We start from the raw sequence: 15,990 nt of genomic DNA, 5'->3' as shown, positions 1-15,990 counted from the left end.
CGATAAGGGGCATAATAAAATATAAAAATCGTTCTTTCATTAGAGATTTTCTCATATTTGCAATCTCCTGACTTTAATTGAAAATTTTTTCAAAAAAGAAAGGTAATGGGGACATTATTTCATCCCATACGTCAGAATAAAACAGTAAATTTTTTAAGTTGATTTGAAAGCTCTTTAGAGAATTCTCTTTCCGGGTTCTGTGAAGGGCTTGCAGTCATAAACTTCGGTAATTTTCATAACTACAAGGGCTTTTGCAGGGAACTTATCTGATTTAGCTTTAACCATTTTATACATTTTCTCGTAATCTTCCCCTTCAGTCTTTATCTCAATATCTCCTTTTATCTGATAGCAGGCTTTAATCTCGGGTCCCCAAAAATAGATTGAGCCCCTGGGATTTTCATCAAGGTTTTTACGGGTCTTAAGGAAATAGTTGTCTGCTATCCAGATTGTTTCTCCATCTTCCTGTAAAATGCACAGCCCTACTGGTATTACATTCGGTTCTCCACCTTTAGATGCAGTTGCAAACGGAAAAATTTTCATCTTTGCAAAATCTTCCTTCATCTCATCTGTCAATTTTACCATTTATATTACCCCTTATTGAGTCGGTTTTTATTAATATGGCTGCAATCCGTATATAGTTTTCAAGGTATCAAAAATAAAGAAAGTAAAAACGCTTTTTGCTCAGCTTTTTGCGCCTATAAGAAAGCTTGCTGGAAGGCACAGGAAAAAAGTACAAAAATCAGATAAAAAGTATGAAGAATTTAACATAAGTATGCAATAGTTAAAGAGTGCCTGAAAAATTAACATAAAAAGCTTATATAAACGTTATATAAAAAGTTACAAAAAGGTATAAGAAAGAAGAGCCGGAAAAAAACCGGAACCCTATCTTAATTTCAACAGCCGGATGTTAGCAGTTAAACACTTTATCCAGGAAATACTGGTGAATCCGCAAGTCCCCGGTTAATTCGGGATGGAAAGCAAGCGCAAGAACGTTTCCCTGCTCTGCGGCAATAATCAGGTCGTCGAGCCTGGAAAGCACGCGAACCCCAGGCCCGCAGCTCACGATTCCCGGAGCCCTTATAAACACGCCGGTAAAAGGAGAATCAAGAAGATCAATCTCAAGTTCGGCTTCAAAAGAAGCCCTCTGCCGCCCAAAAGCGTTCCTGTTGACTTTCGTATCCATAATCCCGAGCAGTTCCTGGCTGGTTTTTTCAACCTGCTCGTCGCCTTCCTTTGCAATTACAATCAGGCCTGCGCAGGTCCCGAGGATCGGAACTTCTCTTGCAGCCGCGTCCTTAATCTCCTCTGCAATCCCCTCGCGGGCAAGCAGCCTGCAAAGCGTGGTACTCTCCCCGCCAGGAATCACAATCCCGCTGCATTCCGGGACAATACCTTTATGCTTTATAGCAACTACCTCTGCATCCGCCCCTCTTTCCCTGAGGGCTCTCCTCAAAGCATCAATATGCTCAGAAACCGCTCCCTGAATAGCGATTACACCTATCTTCATAAAAAACACCATTTTCCAGAAATAATTTGTTGTTTTTTGATCCGAAAATAAAAAATTGAATTAATTTATTCCTACAGCCCGTAAGAAAAATCCATTTTTAAAAATTAAATCTCAGCTCCGTTTGAATGAAGCTAAATTCCAGTTTTTTCTAAAATCTTCCGCTTAAGCAAGTTAAAAAGTCATTTTACCTGTCCATAAGTTATTCCGCTTGAGGGAGCGTAGCGACCGAAACGGAGGCGTGCTCCCGAAGCGCAATTCGGGCCGTCCTCCCGAGACGGGACTCGGGCGAGACGGGACTCGGGCGAAGCGCAATTCGGGTGGGTCACCAGCCGCGTTCCTGAAGGGCTTCTTCAAGAGGAATCATATCTGCGCTGATCCCTTTCATGCCGGCACCCACGCCTTTTGAGATCTCAGCAAGTTTTGTGGGGTTGTCAAAGTTGTTTACGGCTTCGACGATGGCTTTTGCCATTTTCTCAGGGTTTTCGGCTTTGAAAATGCCTGAGCCCACGAAAACACCGTCTGCCCCAAGCCGCATCATAAGCGCAGCATCCGCTGGGGTTGCAACTCCGCCGGCTGCAAAGTTTACTACTGGCAGGCGCTGCATTTTTGAGGTTTCTACTACAAGTTCGATCGGAGCTTCGATATCTCTGGAAACCATAATCAGTTCTTCTTTAGTCTTCCCGGCAAGGGCACGAATTTCACCCTGGATCTGTTTCATGTGTTTTACTGCCTGGCTGACATCTCCGGTTCCGGCTTCTCCTTTTGTCCGGATCATAGCTGCCCCTTCGTTAATTCTTCGGAGAGCTTCTCCGAGGTTTCGGGCCCCGCAGACAAAAGGCACGGTAAACTGTGTTTTGTCTATATGGAAGTAGGGGTCAGCAGGGGTCAGGACTTCGGATTCGTCCACCATGTCAACACCCAGGGCTTCCAGGATTTCGGCTTCGACGAAGTGTCCTATCCTGGCTTTTGCCATTACAGGGATTGTAACCGTATCAATGATCTGCTGGACAATTTCAGGGTCGGCCATCCGCGCAACCCCGCCTGCTTTCCTGATATCAGCAGGGACAGCCTGAAGGGCCATAACAGCAACTGCTCCGGCTTCTTCTGCGATCCTGGCCTGTTCTGGAGTTGTAACATCCATGATCACACCCCCTTTCTGCATCCTTGCAAAGCCCCTCTTGATAAGTTCGGTCCCGTGTCTTAATTTTTCAAAATCCATGAATGTCGTCCTCTCTGTTTTGATATGATTATAAGCTCTATGCCGTGGGAAACCCTTTCCACGGTGAAATGACCCTCAGGTCTTTTCCACTGATTGCAACCGACAGGTTGCGGTTTTCGGTTAGTTATTTCTCCAGTGAATTGTGAATACGCTCAATAGTTAAAAGCATTATTTAAGTTATTCCTTATGAACGGCTACAGATAAATTAAATTGCAATAATAGAGGATTTTTTAGAGGATTTTTTCATTTCTGGGTATGACTTTATATTTTTTGACTCTGTATGGCTCGTCCGTCCTCTATACCCGATGCATTATAGAGCCTTACCGCGACTTTTTAGTCTGCTTTTATCTGTTGTGCCTGAGGTCTATTAACTCTATTTCAGTCTTCATATAATATATATGATCCCCCTCAGGTTCTGGGATATAAACTTATCCAGGATCCAGGGCAGAAGGACTCGAAAAGTCCTCTTAGTCAGTCCCTGAGCAAGTGGATATGATCTTATTTAACTTTACAGGTTTCAGCCGGGCTTTACAACCACTGTATGAGAATATAATTATAAGGTATACTGGGATCATTATATACAGGAGTTTTTTCCGGGATAGCTTCTGAATTTCAGGGTTTTACCGATTTTCTATTCAATTCCGTGTCCTGACTGCTTGCAAGCTCCTTCTCTCTTCTATACAGGTTGAGCTTTATGCAGACGACTGCAGATATCCAGATCGTAGATGCAGGCATGAAAGTCTTTAAGAATTCTATGAGTTTAAAACTGAGATAGCCTGTAGTTTCGATACTACTGAACCCGACAGCAAGAACAAGACTGGAGACTCCGAACAGCAGGAGTGCAATAAATATCCTCAAAATCCTCTGTTCCGTACTTCCCGTATCATCAGGAAGCCCTTTTCGTATAATCAGAATATATGCCACATTCGTGCCAAGGAAAAAACCTGCTGCATCAGCACTTACCAGAGATAGGGCTGTAAGAGCGGGAGGGATAACAAAAAGAATGAAGTACAAAATAAGGTTTTGGCGCCTGAATGCAATTTCAAAATTCTCTTTCTTGAAAAAATCATCTTTCAGGGGACTTTTGAGAAAGAGGGTAAAACCAATCAGGAAAATTAAGCCTACAATCGCCCCTCCCAGCAAGTCTCCCAGGAAATGCCTTCCCAGGTAAATCCTTGAAAACGCTACAAGTAATACCATAACAGGAGCTAGATTTTTTATTGTCCTGCTGTTGAAAATCGCGGAACCTCCTCCCCAGAGTGCAGTCGTGACTGCGACATGCCCGGAAGGGAAACCGAAAGGCGAATGGGTAAGTTTCTCCTGAAGGCGAAAGGTTTCAAGAACCTCTCTGTCGGGAAGTTTGAACACACCTTCAGGTCCATTCCCACTAAAAGGTGAAGAGTTTTTTACTCCGTACTCAAGGTTAAGCACTCTGTTATCTACAAAATCCGGCCTTGGAAAGGCAATCATTGTCTTAAGAATCTCGGTAATCAGCCCTGTCCAGATTAAGAGCTGGAACAGAAGAATACCTTTCCGAAAATTAATTCCGAAAGTTATGCTAATTATCAAGGCAGCTAAAAAAGCCGATGATCCCATTGTAGTTATCAGAATCATGAGGAATGTAAGCCATTCGTTTCCAAGAGATTGCAGGTAGATTATAGGTTCGGTCTGGAACAAGGGCTTTGACTCCTGATTAAATATTTTCCTGCGATATATCAGTTTTATCCGGAACTTCTGGATAACGCTGGATATCACGGAATCTGTAAAAAGTTTATGTCGATTCAGGGCTGGATAATTATTTTAAGTTTTCTAGTAAAATTACTGTTGTCAGGTTACTGTTCAGGCTTCAAGGACTCCGGGAGTTCCAGCTTAAAATCACTTATCGAGAACTTTTTTTCAGGGCACCTTTCTTCACATCTTCTGCAGGCAGTACCAAGACATCTTTCAGTATTGATCTTAAAACTCTCATATTCTCTTGAAAGGGCCTCTTCAGGGCATTCTTTCACACAGGTATCACAACCGCTGCACTGAATGGTAGCAATAAGACCCCATTCAGACTCCATGATCTCCAGACTTTTTCCAGGTTCGCGGATATCCCTTTCATATTTTCTTTCAATAATGCTTTCCTGAAGTTTTTGTGGGATAGGCTGGACACCTGATCTTTCAAGGTTTGCATTATACTTTTCAAGTGGCATCCCTTCATTCCATAGGGCTATTTCCTGGATGTAGATGGCTGCAAATATAGGGGACGAGGCAAACATGATATGATTTGCAAGGATCGATTTCTTCATTTCGTTGAGGTATAAGAGGTAGTCGGGATCAAGGGCAAGGTCTTTTGCAAGTTCCAGGGACGTATTTCCGCACTGGACAATCCGTTTCGCCGTTGCAGGCACAGCGCCTGTAAAGCGGGCTTTTAGAGGGTCTACATAGGTTCCGCTTGCCCCGCACATGTACATCGTTTCCAGGTCTTCGTAAGCTATCCCTGCCTCATGCATCAGGGTCATGTGACCTGCTCTCAGGGCTCCGAAGGCTTTTCCTGCTTCTATTACATCTTCCTCCGTGAACGTGATCTCCTTACCCAGCCGAATTTTATTGCCTTCAATATGAGGGGGCTTTATTATGCCAGTTACAAGCCCTGCATACATAAGGGCAATTACGCCCGTGCCTGTAATTCCCTTTGCAGGGTATCCGGTGGCTTTAAAAGTTCCGTTGCGCAGGTCGATCCTTGGCCCTTCTACCAGCCTGAGTTTTTCATCAAGGACAAGCGCTTGCCAGCCTCCGGAAAGCCTTAAGTCGGCAATCGCTCCAGGTGTTGCCAGCATTCCTTTGCTGATTTGCTGTCCTTCAATGACAGGGCCTGCAGCAGCCGATCCTGTGTATATTCTGTCGCCTACCTTCAGGGCCATCTCGGCATTTGTCCCGTAATCCGTAACCATACACGTTTCGGGAGTATCCAGAAACCCGGTCTTTATCATCATGGCAAGGGCATCGGCTCCGATTTCATGCCTTATCGAAGGCGGGATAATCACATCAACATCTGCATAAAGCCCTATTTTATTTCCTGAGACGATGTGCCCGTCCCTTTCCGGAGGCTTTAAATGTAATTTTTCGAGGGCATTTTTTCCCGCAAATGCAAGGTCCCGGATTTCTATTCCTTCGAATAGCGACAACTGGATCGGATTTCCACAAACGGCTATACGCTTGAGGTTTTCCGGTTTAAGGTTATTTATCAGGGAGTTTACGGCTGAGACCAGAATTTCATGGGCTATTCCCTGCCCGTAATTAATTGCAAAGTCCATATGGTCAACAACGTTTGCACCCGGAAGCGGGTTTCTGGACAAAATTGCAGTCCTGAGGACGGAAGAGTCCGTAAGATTCAGGAGCTGGGCTCGAATCCCACTGGTGCCGATGTCGATATTTATTGCCTGATCCATATTTTATCCCAGGATTCTGTGAAAGTTTTTGTTCATCCTTTCCCGATTTCAGGCTTTTCTTCCTGTTCCCGTTTTTTCGGTTTTCGTTTTTTCTTCCCGATCCCTATTTATTAACTTTCCGGCATTTATTTCCCGATTTAAGTGTTCCGTAGATGAAAAAGAGACAAAGATCGAAAAATAAAAAGAAAAAGAAAACCGGAAAGTAAAGTAGAATCAGTAAAGTTCCTTGCGGGTTTCTTTCCAGTTCTTTCCTGCACAGATCTTCTTTGCAATTTTTACCGCGTCAAGCGGTGTTTTTCCATATACCGAATTGCCAAAGGTTTCGACAAAGCGCCTGTCTATGGCAGCCCCGCCACAGGCTACGGGAACGTCTTCGGAGTCCAGGACCTCTGCAAGGGCTTTAAGGCCTCCTTTGGTTGTGCTCATCAGGGTTGTTCCGGTAACAAGGTCAGCGTTTGCTGCCTTCACAGCTTTAACGGCTGCTTCCACCGTTATGTCTCTTCCAAGATCAACTACTTCGAAACCATTTGCTCTGAGAATAGCGGCTACGATGTTCTTGCCTATGTCATGCACATCTCCCTCAATAACGAGGGATACCACCTTACCCTGGGAAGGGACTTCGCCTATTTTTTCCTGGCAGAGTTCCACCCCTCCGATGAGGGCTTCATTTGCCAGCAGGATTTCCGGCACATAGCTTTCCCCGATATCGTAAAGCTCACATACGGTCTGGATTCCTGGCATAAGGGCATTTAAGACAAGGTCTGTCGGATCTTTTCCTTCTCCAAGCAGGGCAGCTGTAAGTTTTACGGTTTCAGCTCTATTCCCCTCGATCACGGCTTCTGCCACGGCTACATATTCGGGATCTTTCGGCCTGTTCTGTTTCTTTATCTGGTTGGCAGGGGTCATTTCTTTATTTCTATCTCCAAGATCCACCCCGAGACCGATCATGATTCCTTCATCAATGAGTTTTTTAAATTTTGCAGGCTCTTTTTCTTTCATCTCAAATATCTTCTGAACTGCAACGTCGATATGCCTGATCATTCTTTCATCCCACCCAGCACGTTTTCTTTCATATTCCTTCCAATACCGACTCCAATCTGCCTGATAAGGTCTTCCACGTCATCGTATTTCGGGATTGAGGTCTCTTTACAGGCCCTGACATATGCTCTGAGATTTTCTAGGGAGGTTCCAAATGAGACCCCACATGAAGTCCCGACAATATCAGCTCCCTGCAAGATGCATTCCCTGGTTCTGTTATAAACCTGCTCGGGGGTGCCGTTTGGCATCAGGTCTATGACATCCAGGCTTCCGAGAATGGACATCTCGTTGCCCACTACCTGACGGCAATACCAGACCGGAACGGCATCAAAGGAGAAACAGTCAATTCCGCTCTGCTTTATGTAAGGCAGGAGTTTACTGGTATCTCCGCAGATGTGCAGGATCTGGGGACAGCTGATCTCCTTTGCCATTCTTTTGTGGGAAGGGAGTACAAATTCTCGGTACGTTTCCGCAGAAATCAGGTCACCGGAAGCTGAAGGATCAGCGAGGAAGATGATATGTGCCCCGTAAGCAGTCTGCAACTTCCCGTAAGCTATCACGAAATCAGTTGCTGCTTCAATGAAGGCCTGGGCTTTTTCCGGGTCGGTTTTTGTCCACCGGGCCATATTCTCAACGCCTGCTATGTGACCTGCTACCGTGAAGGGGGATGTAAGTACAGGGATAACAGGAAGCATACCGTCATAGCGTTTCCTCAGTTCGTCGATTGCTCCGAGCACTACCGGAATTCTTTCGGCTTCTTCCAGGTTGTCGGGCCAGGTTATATCGGAGGGATCGGTATAAGCAGGGCCGGTTACGGGAGGCCTGTCCGGTTTGTTCCAGTCAAGTTTGCATCCCAGGACCTCTGCTTCGAGAGAAATGTCAAACTGGGGACGTGCAGCCTCAATGCCGCAAACTTCATAGGGAGCGGCTGCAAGGTCTGCCATCATTTTGCTGTCAAAGTGGGCTTTTGGCCAGGAAGCGTTGCATACCTGCATCAATTCGGTTGTGGTTTGAGATAGGGGATTTGCAGGAGGTACGTAGTCCACCCTGCCTCCAAGCACTGCTGCCAGAGCTCTTCGGGTTGGAGTCATTTCACTTACCATGCTTTATTTCACCTTTTTAATCTACATCAATATATATTATTGATTAAATATTAACACGTTTTACTTTGCAGTCCGATCACCAGAGAATTCATTTTTTTGAATGCCACCAACAGGGTAAAAGAAGTATTGATCTACTGTCAGGTAAAAGCCTGAAATGCCTGTTTTTACGGTTCCTTTTACAAGTTCCTTTTCCGAGTCCTGGAGATAGTACGAAAGCTACTTTTATTTTGCAAAAGTTCACAGTTCTTACGCTGACATTTATTAATATGAACATTAGAATATTTAACCGAATACAGTTAGCACAATATAGAAAAACTTATATATTTCTCAAATTTGCGCTACATAAATTATTTTTAGCAGCCGATTTATTATTTGCCCGGAGTTCTGGGATATAGCTCAGGACGGTGAAGGGCTTGTTTGAGTTTAGCCAGCGGCCAGGTCATGCCAGAGATACACGTTGGGGACATGTAGGAAACATACATTGGAATTGAAAATATAAAAAATTTTGTAATGTAAGGCGAAAACTTCCGGATCTTTCCTTTAAGAAAAAATTAATCCTTATGGTTTATATCCCTTAACATATAATTTCCTATTAATATATATCTGGGGATTATCTTGTTATGTCAGGTATGTCAGGTTCGTGTAGAGACCAGGTTTCCAGAGCCGCCCGGAATTTCTTGCACTTCGGGAAAAGGGCATTCAAATTGCACGATATTTCCCGGTGTATATAATTTTGGGGGGTAAATGAATTTCATGAACAAATTAGTTTTATTTTTGCTTATAGTGAGTCTTCTTGGCGCTTTAGGCAGCACGGCTTCCTCTTATTCCGACTCTGAAGCTCCGGAAGCTGCAGGAACCGCCTGCAATGAAACCGAGAGCCAGTGCTTAGCTTCATCGCAGAATACCGGTCTTGAAACCACGAATTGTTCAGCCCCGGTTGAGGCTAAAACGGTTAATATTACAAGCAACTGCAAGGTTTATCCGGCCTATACTGCAGCCCCGGCTGAAGAAGGGAATTATCCGGCTATAGTGCTGATTCACTCATTCAGGGGATTTGAGCCCGGGTATCAGATTATGGTGGACAGAATGGCCGAAGATGGGTATGTTGTGATTGCTCCTTTCTGGCAGACATACTCTGATTCTCCTTCCGATGCCGAGGTGGAAGCCCTTATCAGAAACAGCACAGTTTACCTTGAAACAAGGGATGATGTCGATTCCGAAAGACTCGGCCTTACCGGCTTTTGTGCTGGCGGAAGGTATACCATGCTATTCCTGCCCCAGATTGAGAAGTTCGAATCCGGAGTTGCCTGGTATGGTTTCCCTTATATGGGCGGATCCGAAACCCAGCCCGACAGACCGGCTAGCCTGATAGACCAGCTTGACACGCCTATGCTTATAATACACGGCACCCGGGATCAGTACAGCAATATTACCGACATTTACAGGTACGTCGGGGAACTGGATGCAGCTGACAAATATTTCGAGATGAAGGTTTACCAGGGCGAGCCTCACGGTTTTATGATTACAGAAGATGGAGAACTTTCCGAAAGTTTTGTTGCACAGGATGCGTATGAGGGGATGATAACCTTCTTTGACAGGACATTGAATAGTTCAGCCCTGTAAGAACATTGAACAATCTTGCCTGTAAGAACATTAAATAATCTGGCCTGTAAAAATATTGAATAATTCGACACGGTAATTTGAGAGGGATTATCCTCTCATTAACTAATTTTTGTTTTTAATAAGAAGGCAGCCATTTTCCTTTTTTTATAAAAAGAGAGATATTTATCTTACCTGCGATCCTGAAAATTTGCTCTTAACATTCAACTTTTGCTTTCCATTATTCTCGAATGTAAATGCAACTTTGCAACTCCCGTACACGATTTTTCAAAAAGAAGAAATATATCTTTAATTCTCTATATTATTAAATATAAAAATCCGCTTCAGGAATACGGGATCATGGTAAATGTAATTTCCCATATGGGGGTAGGTCTTCTCATTGCTCTGGCTTTGGGCCTTAAAGGAAACAAGTTTAAAGTCGTGGTCTTACTATCTGTACTTCCGGACCTGGATTTTATCCTTTACTCGGCATATGTTTTTACCAATATCAACCTGAGCCCTGAGGACAGAAACCAGCTTTTTTACCTGATCGGGCACAGGGAGTTCATGCACTCCATCCTTTTCATCCTGCTTGTCACGGCTCTTATCTGGCTTAAGACAAAAGACCGGCTTTTTACGGTTGGAGGGTTCCAGTCCCTTTTCTTCCATTCTTATCTGGACTACGTTACAAGCTGGAAAATGCGTCCCCTCTATCCGTTCAGTACGGATGCTTCTATTATGGGAGCCGTGTATTTCTTTGATCCTCTGTTAAATTTGCTCCCTCTCCTGCCTCCCTTCATTGTGATTATTGGAAATTTGAGCCACAGGAGAAGAATCAAAGGGAAAGTAAAGGGCTTTTGCACGTTTATATCAAATATTGATGATAAACTCTATGCCTCGCTTATTCTTCTGTTACTTGTCTGGCTTACTCTGATGCCAATCTCGAAAGCTTTGCTCATCAGCAATATTTCCCTGTCCGAAGAAACCGAAATCAGCTACCAGAGCACCTATCCCGAATCAATGAACACGTTCCTGACGGCGTACTCATATAACTCCACTCATTATAAAGTCCTGAAAATAAGTTATCTTTCAGGAATCGAGAAAAGTTCCTACGTTGAAAAAGTTTCCGTAGAGGGGAATGTCCCTGATTCTGCTGCTTACATTAAAAGAGCAGAAAACTTATACAGGGCAGGCGTTTCTCAGGAAATCGATTATCCGGCTTACTCGGTTTCCGAATCAAACGGGACTGTGACGGTTGTCCTCAGTGATGCCAGAAGTCCTCATCTTAATGAACTGGCTTATTTTAAATCATTCTACAGGTTTGTTTTTGACAGGAAAAATGAAGAGAAGTACGAAGTCTATGCAGGTATGCATGGAGGACAGGAAGAGAAATTAGGCAGGAACTGGTTCGGATGAATCTTTAAATAGTCAAGCAGAGTATTTTTGCATCGAAAGTACGATGAAAAACCATAATTAGCCTCTTTTGACACGGCAGCTAACAAAAATAAGTTCTATTTTTCGTCCTTTTTTCTGGATCAGAACAGTATTAAATCAATTTTGTATATAACGTCAATTAAATATTACGAGATGCGATAGCTCCGGAATGTTCGCTCTCACAGGTTCTTCCCGAAATATGGTTTCCTATAAACTTATTATGCCTACGGTTTATATTATAATTTAGTTTTATTCTTTAGCGGGCATAATCTGGGGGGTACCGTCCGTACAAATTTTATCTGTGCTGTTAGCTGCCAGTAACATATCAGGTTCTATAGATGATGTGTTCATCCTTCATGTTCTAGAATATATAAAAAATGTAATTATATCTGTACTTGAAGTTATTGTAGGTCTTGTTGTTCTGATTTTTGTATCTGGACTCTTTATTTTTCTCTCTACTAAGAGTAAAGGAGCTGTTATTTTCCCATTTGAAGTAAATATCAATAATAAAACATATAACGGAAAAATAATTTCGGATTCTCTGATCGCAGAATTAAGAAAGATTGAGAAAATTCATAAACATCAATTTGAGGAAAAAGGTATAACTTGTGAAAAAATTTACTTGCCCAAAGTGGCTCTAAATACCGAAAATTTAGAAACAAAAATTTCTAATCTAGGAGATGTGAATATTGCCGGAATGGCTCTTTCAGTGGGTGGTATTCTCACCGTTCTCAAACAACTATGGCCGTTAGGAGAGCCAGCTAAAACTATCAAGGGGAGTTTGCAAGAGTACGACTCAGAAATTCATCTTATTGCACTGATGGAAGGCCCCAGGGTTTATGGATGGAATAGCAGTCGTAAAATAGAACAATCAGCAAATGAAGACAAAATTCCGGAATTAATTAAAGATTTGGCTTTCATGATAACCTATGATTTATCAAAAGAAAAGACTAAGAAAAAAGAAGGGATTACGGCAAAAACATGGATTAGTTTTAAATATTTTACAGAAGCCCTTGATTCTTATTCCCAGTATACAGCTACCAAAAAGCCTGAACACCTGGAAAATGCCCGGATAAATTGTATTAAAGCTTTGCAGGAAGAAACAGATTATCAGATCCTTGCTAATTTATTTTACAGCCTTGGTATCTCTTATTATTATGCCGCAGATTATAATTTTGCCGAAGATGCATTTCGCCGCTGTATCGATCTAATGCCTGACAATGAAAATGGTTTCATTAGTTTAGGTGTTGTGCTTGATATTCTCGGCCTACACACTGAAGCTTTAGAAGCATACAATGGAGCTTTAGAAGCATGCGAGAAACGGCTGAAAACAAACCCTAGGGATGCGGTTGTTCTGTCCGCCAAAGGTTTTTCTCTTGATAAGCTTGGTCGATACGAAAAATCTTTAGAAGCATACAAGGAAGCTTTAGAAGCATGCGAAAAATCGCTGAAAATAAATCCCGATGACTCTGTTTTGTTGTCCGCCAAAGGTTTTTCTCTTAATAAGCTTACTCGATATGAGAAAGCTTTAGAAGCATTTGAGAAAACACTGAAAACAAACCCAGAAGATGCGGTTTTGCTGTCCGCCAAAAGCTTTTCTCTTAATAAGCTTGGTCGATACGAGGAAGCTTTAGAGGCATGCGAGAAAGCGCTGGAAATAAAACCCAAATTTGTGGAGGCGTGGTACAGTAGGGCTTGTGTTTATTCTATGATGAACAAAAAAAATGAAGCACTCGCAGATTTAAAACGTGCAGTCGAACTTGATCTTTCTTATAAAAAACGGGTGACAAACGATAAAGATTTTGAAAAGCTGTGGGAAGATAAGGATTTTAAGGAAATAGTTAAAACCAATGAAGAAAGTTAAAGTGCTAATGTGGAGCGTTTTCCATATCTTTTTTGAAGTTAGGTAGGAATGGTTTGGTTGCTCATTTTCTAAAAATTCGAGTAGAATTTATCAATTCTTTTATATAATATTAGTTAAATATTATCAAGTGCCATCGCACTAGGAGATTTGCTATCTTGAGTTCTTCCTAAATCTTGTTTATGATAACCCTGTCACTAAAAAACCCAACAATACGGAACATAAATTTATGGTAAATACATTATCCCATCTTGGAGTCGGCCTGCTTCTCTCCTATGCTCTGGGAATTAAAGGAAGGAAGAGGCTGGTTTTACTGTTTCTCTCTTTACTCCCTGACCTTGACTACTTTACATATTCGATATTTACTCTCATAAGTAGCAGCGTAAGCCACGAGGCCCGGAACCAGCTATTCTACCTGCTTGGTCACAGGGAGCTCACGCACTCGATCTTTTTTGCTTTTCTTGTTGCACTTCTAATCTGGGTTAAAACTAAAGACCGGCGCTTTACGTTCGGAGGGTTTCAGGCCGTTTTCCTCCACATCTTACTGGATTATACTACAAGCGCAAAAATGCGCCCCTTCTATCCGTTGAGCACAAATGAGTCAGCCCTCAGAGCCATTTATCCTTTCGACCCCATTGTAAACTTTCTCCCGCTGCTGCCCCTCTTGATAGTGGCTGCAGAATTTGTTAAGAATAAAAACAGACCTGGGGTTAAAAACTGGGACAAGCTGAACATTATAAGCAACGACAGCTGGATCATTAAAAATTGGGATAAACTGAGCACCAGGAACGGGGATAGATGGAGTACTAAAGACAGGGATACCTGGAGCAGAAAACTAAACGGGCTAAACAGGCTCCATGGTTTTGTGAACAGGAACGAGAAGAAATTCTATGCCTCCGTAATCCTGGTTCTCCTGCTCTGGACCGCCGTGTTTCCGATTGCGAAAGTCTTCCTGATCAGACATGTTTCCGACGCAGAAGGAACCGGAATAAGCTATAAGAATACCTACCCGATATCTATCGGCAAATTCCTTGCAGTTTATTCGTATAGTGATACCCATTACAAACTCCTAGAAGTCAGCTACTGGTCAGGAGTTAAAGAAAGCTTTTACGTCGAAAAAGTGTCTGTAACAGGCAACGTCCCTGAGGCCCAGGCTTACGCCGAAAGGGCAGGCAAACTTTACAGTGCCTCAGTACCCAAGGCAATTGATTATCCGGTTTATTCGGTTTCCGAAGAAAACGGACTCGTAACTGTAATTCTGAGCGACGCCAGGAATCCGTATGTTGATAAATGGCCATATTTCGATACGGTTTACAGGTTCGTCTTTGACAGGGAGAGCGGAGAATATGAGGTATATGAAAGTCATTACGGGAGAGCGGAAAAGAAGCTTGATAAAAACTGCTTTGAGTAGTTTAAATGAAATATGAGCGTGTTTCCGATAAAAATGACATTATTTCCGATTAGATGAGTTTTCTAATTAAATGAAGTTCCCTGATTAAATGGAACTTCCGATTACTGTTAAATAAAAAATTAATTGAAAAATGTAATCGGAATGGAACAGATTAAGCAGATGTGTCAGAAATAACTTTTTAATTATTTTCTCATTTTCATGAAGTACTTGTCGATTTCTTCCCAGTTGACTATGTTCCAGAATCCTTCTATGAATTTGCCTCTATCGTTCTTATAATCAATATAGTAGGCGTGTTCCCACACATCCAAGTCCATAATGATTGGATAATCCGGGACAAGGTTTACGTTATGTTTTTCGATCTGCATAATCATAAGCCTCTCTGTATCTTTACAGAAAGTTAAGGCAGCCCACCCGGAACCTTCAACACTCGCTGCGACCTGGGTAAATTCTTTTTTAAACCTGTCAAAGCTTCCGAAATTGTCTTTGATCATCTCGGACAGTTCGCCCACAGCCTCCTTGCTTGCATTGCTTTCGGGTGTCATCTCCCACCAGAAGTAATCATGAAGTACATGCCCTCCCAGGTTGAAAGTCAGAGCTTTTGCACTGGCTTTATAATCAAAGTCAGTGCCATCTTTCCTTGCCTTGTCCATCATCTCTATAAGTGAGTTAGCGTTGGTCACGTAGGCCTGATGGTGTTTGTCGTGGTGGATGCGCAGCTGCTCTTCGGAAATGTAAGGTTCAAGGTCTGAATAGCCATATTTCAAATCCGGTAACTTGTATAACCCTTTAGCCATATTGTTTTCCCCTATTCCTGATTGCTGGTTTTGCAAAATTTGTTTGGAACTTGCTCCGGAATTGATATGCATCGAGTTAATGTAGGGACTCAAGCTTTAAGTTCCGGTTCAAGAAAATTCCATTATAAATCCTGCTAACTAATTTTTCCCTTAAGCAAATTTCCCCTTAATATGTCAACAGAAATCTGTCACTTAAACGATTCTGCTTGAGGTGGCTCTGCTGTTTTATCTCTTCAAATACATATTAAATCGCCATATGGCAATTCCAAATGCAGAATATAGTTATACGCGGAATCTATTTAAAGGTAAAAGATGCAAATTAATGAGATACTTTTGTAGAAATTTATCTGGAATTACTATTAACACTTTGGATATTATAACAATATTAACTACTTCTTTGTGTTGCCAGCGCTCTATCAAACTCATCTATACCGAAACGTTTCGCCGCCGAATACAGGACTAAAAATTGATTAAATCAAATTGCGGGCGGCCACCCCACCCTAAAGGATGGGGTATGCTTCGGGCCGCCCGCCCGGTTACTTAGGGACAGATGATTAAGTATCCTTTAACAAGGTTTCCTTATAACATAA

The 15,990-nt window shown here is 42.5% G+C and carries 12 protein-coding genes; 4 read left to right on the top strand and 8 right to left on the bottom strand.

The window, feature by feature from the left end; all coding sequences use genetic code 11:
- Positions 1–174: 174 nt before the first annotated feature.
- The 7 genes from ACPK8D_RS09525 to ACPK8D_RS09495 all read right to left on the bottom strand — a co-directional run bounded on the left by ACPK8D_RS09525 (position 175) and on the right by ACPK8D_RS09495 (position 8,301).
- Positions 175–582, bottom strand: coding sequence for a pyridoxamine 5'-phosphate oxidase family protein (locus tag ACPK8D_RS09525; RefSeq protein WP_424717620.1), 408 nt, complete (start codon positions 580–582; stop codon positions 175–177).
- Positions 583–907: 325 nt separating this feature from the next.
- Entirely contained in the window at positions 908–1,507 is a 600-nt protein-coding gene (pdxT, locus tag ACPK8D_RS09520) for a pyridoxal 5'-phosphate synthase glutaminase subunit PdxT (protein WP_424717619.1), read from the bottom strand.
- A gap of 322 nt (positions 1,508–1,829) precedes the next feature.
- The gene (gene pdxS / locus ACPK8D_RS09515) at positions 1,830–2,726 is read right to left on the bottom strand and encodes a pyridoxal 5'-phosphate synthase lyase subunit PdxS (RefSeq protein WP_424717618.1); all 897 of its coding nucleotides are present in this window, start codon (positions 2,724–2,726) and stop codon (positions 1,830–1,832) included.
- A gap of 612 nt (positions 2,727–3,338) precedes the next feature.
- Positions 3,339–4,403, bottom strand: a complete 1,065-nt coding sequence (locus ACPK8D_RS09510) for a phosphatase PAP2 family protein (RefSeq protein ID WP_424717617.1) — start codon at positions 4,401–4,403, stop codon at positions 3,339–3,341.
- 155 nt (positions 4,404–4,558) lie between these two features.
- Positions 4,559–6,160 (bottom strand): methylamine methyltransferase corrinoid protein reductive activase, encoded by a 1,602-nt coding sequence (locus ACPK8D_RS09505; protein WP_424717616.1) that lies wholly within the window; start codon positions 6,158–6,160, stop codon positions 4,559–4,561.
- A 213-nt stretch (positions 6,161–6,373) separates the two neighbouring features.
- Complete coding sequence (locus ACPK8D_RS09500; protein ID WP_424717615.1) at positions 6,374–7,201, bottom strand: cobalamin-dependent protein; 828 nt, start codon at positions 7,199–7,201, stop codon at positions 6,374–6,376.
- The gene (locus tag ACPK8D_RS09495; RefSeq protein ID WP_424717614.1) at positions 7,198–8,301 is read right to left on the bottom strand and encodes an MtaA/CmuA family methyltransferase; all 1,104 of its coding nucleotides are present in this window, start codon (positions 8,299–8,301) and stop codon (positions 7,198–7,200) included. The genes ACPK8D_RS09500 and ACPK8D_RS09495 overlap by 4 nt, the downstream gene beginning before the upstream one ends.
- Before the next feature lie 753 nt (positions 8,302–9,054).
- Between ACPK8D_RS09495 and ACPK8D_RS09490 the strand changes: the two genes are divergently transcribed.
- The 4 genes from ACPK8D_RS09490 (at position 9,055) to ACPK8D_RS09475 (ending at position 14,606) form a co-directional block, all read left to right on the top strand.
- A complete protein-coding gene (locus tag ACPK8D_RS09490) occupies positions 9,055–9,924 on the top strand; it encodes a dienelactone hydrolase family protein (protein WP_424717613.1) in 870 nt (289 codons plus the stop codon).
- Positions 9,925–10,260: 336 nt separating this feature from the next.
- The gene (locus ACPK8D_RS09485) at positions 10,261–11,316 is read left to right on the top strand and encodes a metal-dependent hydrolase (RefSeq protein WP_424717612.1); all 1,056 of its coding nucleotides are present in this window, start codon (positions 10,261–10,263) and stop codon (positions 11,314–11,316) included.
- A gap of 319 nt (positions 11,317–11,635) precedes the next feature.
- Positions 11,636–13,198, top strand: a complete 1,563-nt coding sequence (locus ACPK8D_RS09480; protein ID WP_424717611.1) for a tetratricopeptide repeat protein — start codon at positions 11,636–11,638, stop codon at positions 13,196–13,198.
- Positions 13,199–13,424: 226 nt separating this feature from the next.
- Positions 13,425–14,606 carry a metal-dependent hydrolase gene (locus ACPK8D_RS09475; RefSeq protein WP_424717610.1) on the top strand — a complete coding sequence of 394 codons (1,182 nt, stop codon included), beginning with the start codon at positions 13,425–13,427 and terminating at the stop codon, positions 14,604–14,606.
- Between the two features lie 182 nt (positions 14,607–14,788).
- On the opposite strand, the gene ACPK8D_RS09470 is transcribed toward ACPK8D_RS09475, so the two are convergent.
- Positions 14,789–15,400, bottom strand: coding sequence for a superoxide dismutase (locus ACPK8D_RS09470; RefSeq protein ID WP_424717609.1), 612 nt, complete (start codon positions 15,398–15,400; stop codon positions 14,789–14,791).
- Positions 15,401–15,990: the final 590 nt, after the last annotated feature.

The sequence above is a fragment of the Methanosarcina sp. genome, assembly GCF_049706645.1.
Classification (GTDB): Archaea; Halobacteriota; Methanosarcinia; order Methanosarcinales; family Methanosarcinaceae; genus Methanosarcina.
This window is presented reverse-complemented; position numbering and strand designations above follow the sequence as displayed.

What these genes read in the sequence shown, in the direction of transcription:
- pdxS (WP_424717618.1), bottom strand. Translation starts at nt 2,726, where the DNA reads ATGGATTTTGAAAAATTAAGACACGGGACCGAACTTATCAAGAGGGGC.
- ACPK8D_RS09470 (WP_424717609.1), bottom strand. Translation starts at nt 15,400, where the DNA reads ATGGCTAAAGGGTTATACAAGTTACCGGATTTGAAATATGGCTATTCA.
- ACPK8D_RS09500 (WP_424717615.1), bottom strand. Translation starts at nt 7,201, where the DNA reads ATGATCAGGCATATCGACGTTGCAGTTCAGAAGATATTTGAGATGAAA.
- ACPK8D_RS09485 (WP_424717612.1), top strand. Translation starts at nt 10,261, where the DNA reads ATGGTAAATGTAATTTCCCATATGGGGGTAGGTCTTCTCATTGCTCTG.
- ACPK8D_RS09525 (WP_424717620.1), bottom strand. Translation starts at nt 582, where the DNA reads ATGGTAAAATTGACAGATGAGATGAAGGAAGATTTTGCAAAGATGAAA.
- pdxT (WP_424717619.1), bottom strand. Translation starts at nt 1,507, where the DNA reads ATGAAGATAGGTGTAATCGCTATTCAGGGAGCGGTTTCTGAGCATATT.
- ACPK8D_RS09475 (WP_424717610.1), top strand. Translation starts at nt 13,425, where the DNA reads ATGGTAAATACATTATCCCATCTTGGAGTCGGCCTGCTTCTCTCCTAT.
- ACPK8D_RS09495 (WP_424717614.1), bottom strand. Translation starts at nt 8,301, where the DNA reads ATGGTAAGTGAAATGACTCCAACCCGAAGAGCTCTGGCAGCAGTGCTT.
- ACPK8D_RS09505 (WP_424717616.1), bottom strand. Translation starts at nt 6,160, where the DNA reads ATGGATCAGGCAATAAATATCGACATCGGCACCAGTGGGATTCGAGCC.
- ACPK8D_RS09490 (WP_424717613.1), top strand. Translation starts at nt 9,055, where the DNA reads ATGAACAAATTAGTTTTATTTTTGCTTATAGTGAGTCTTCTTGGCGCT.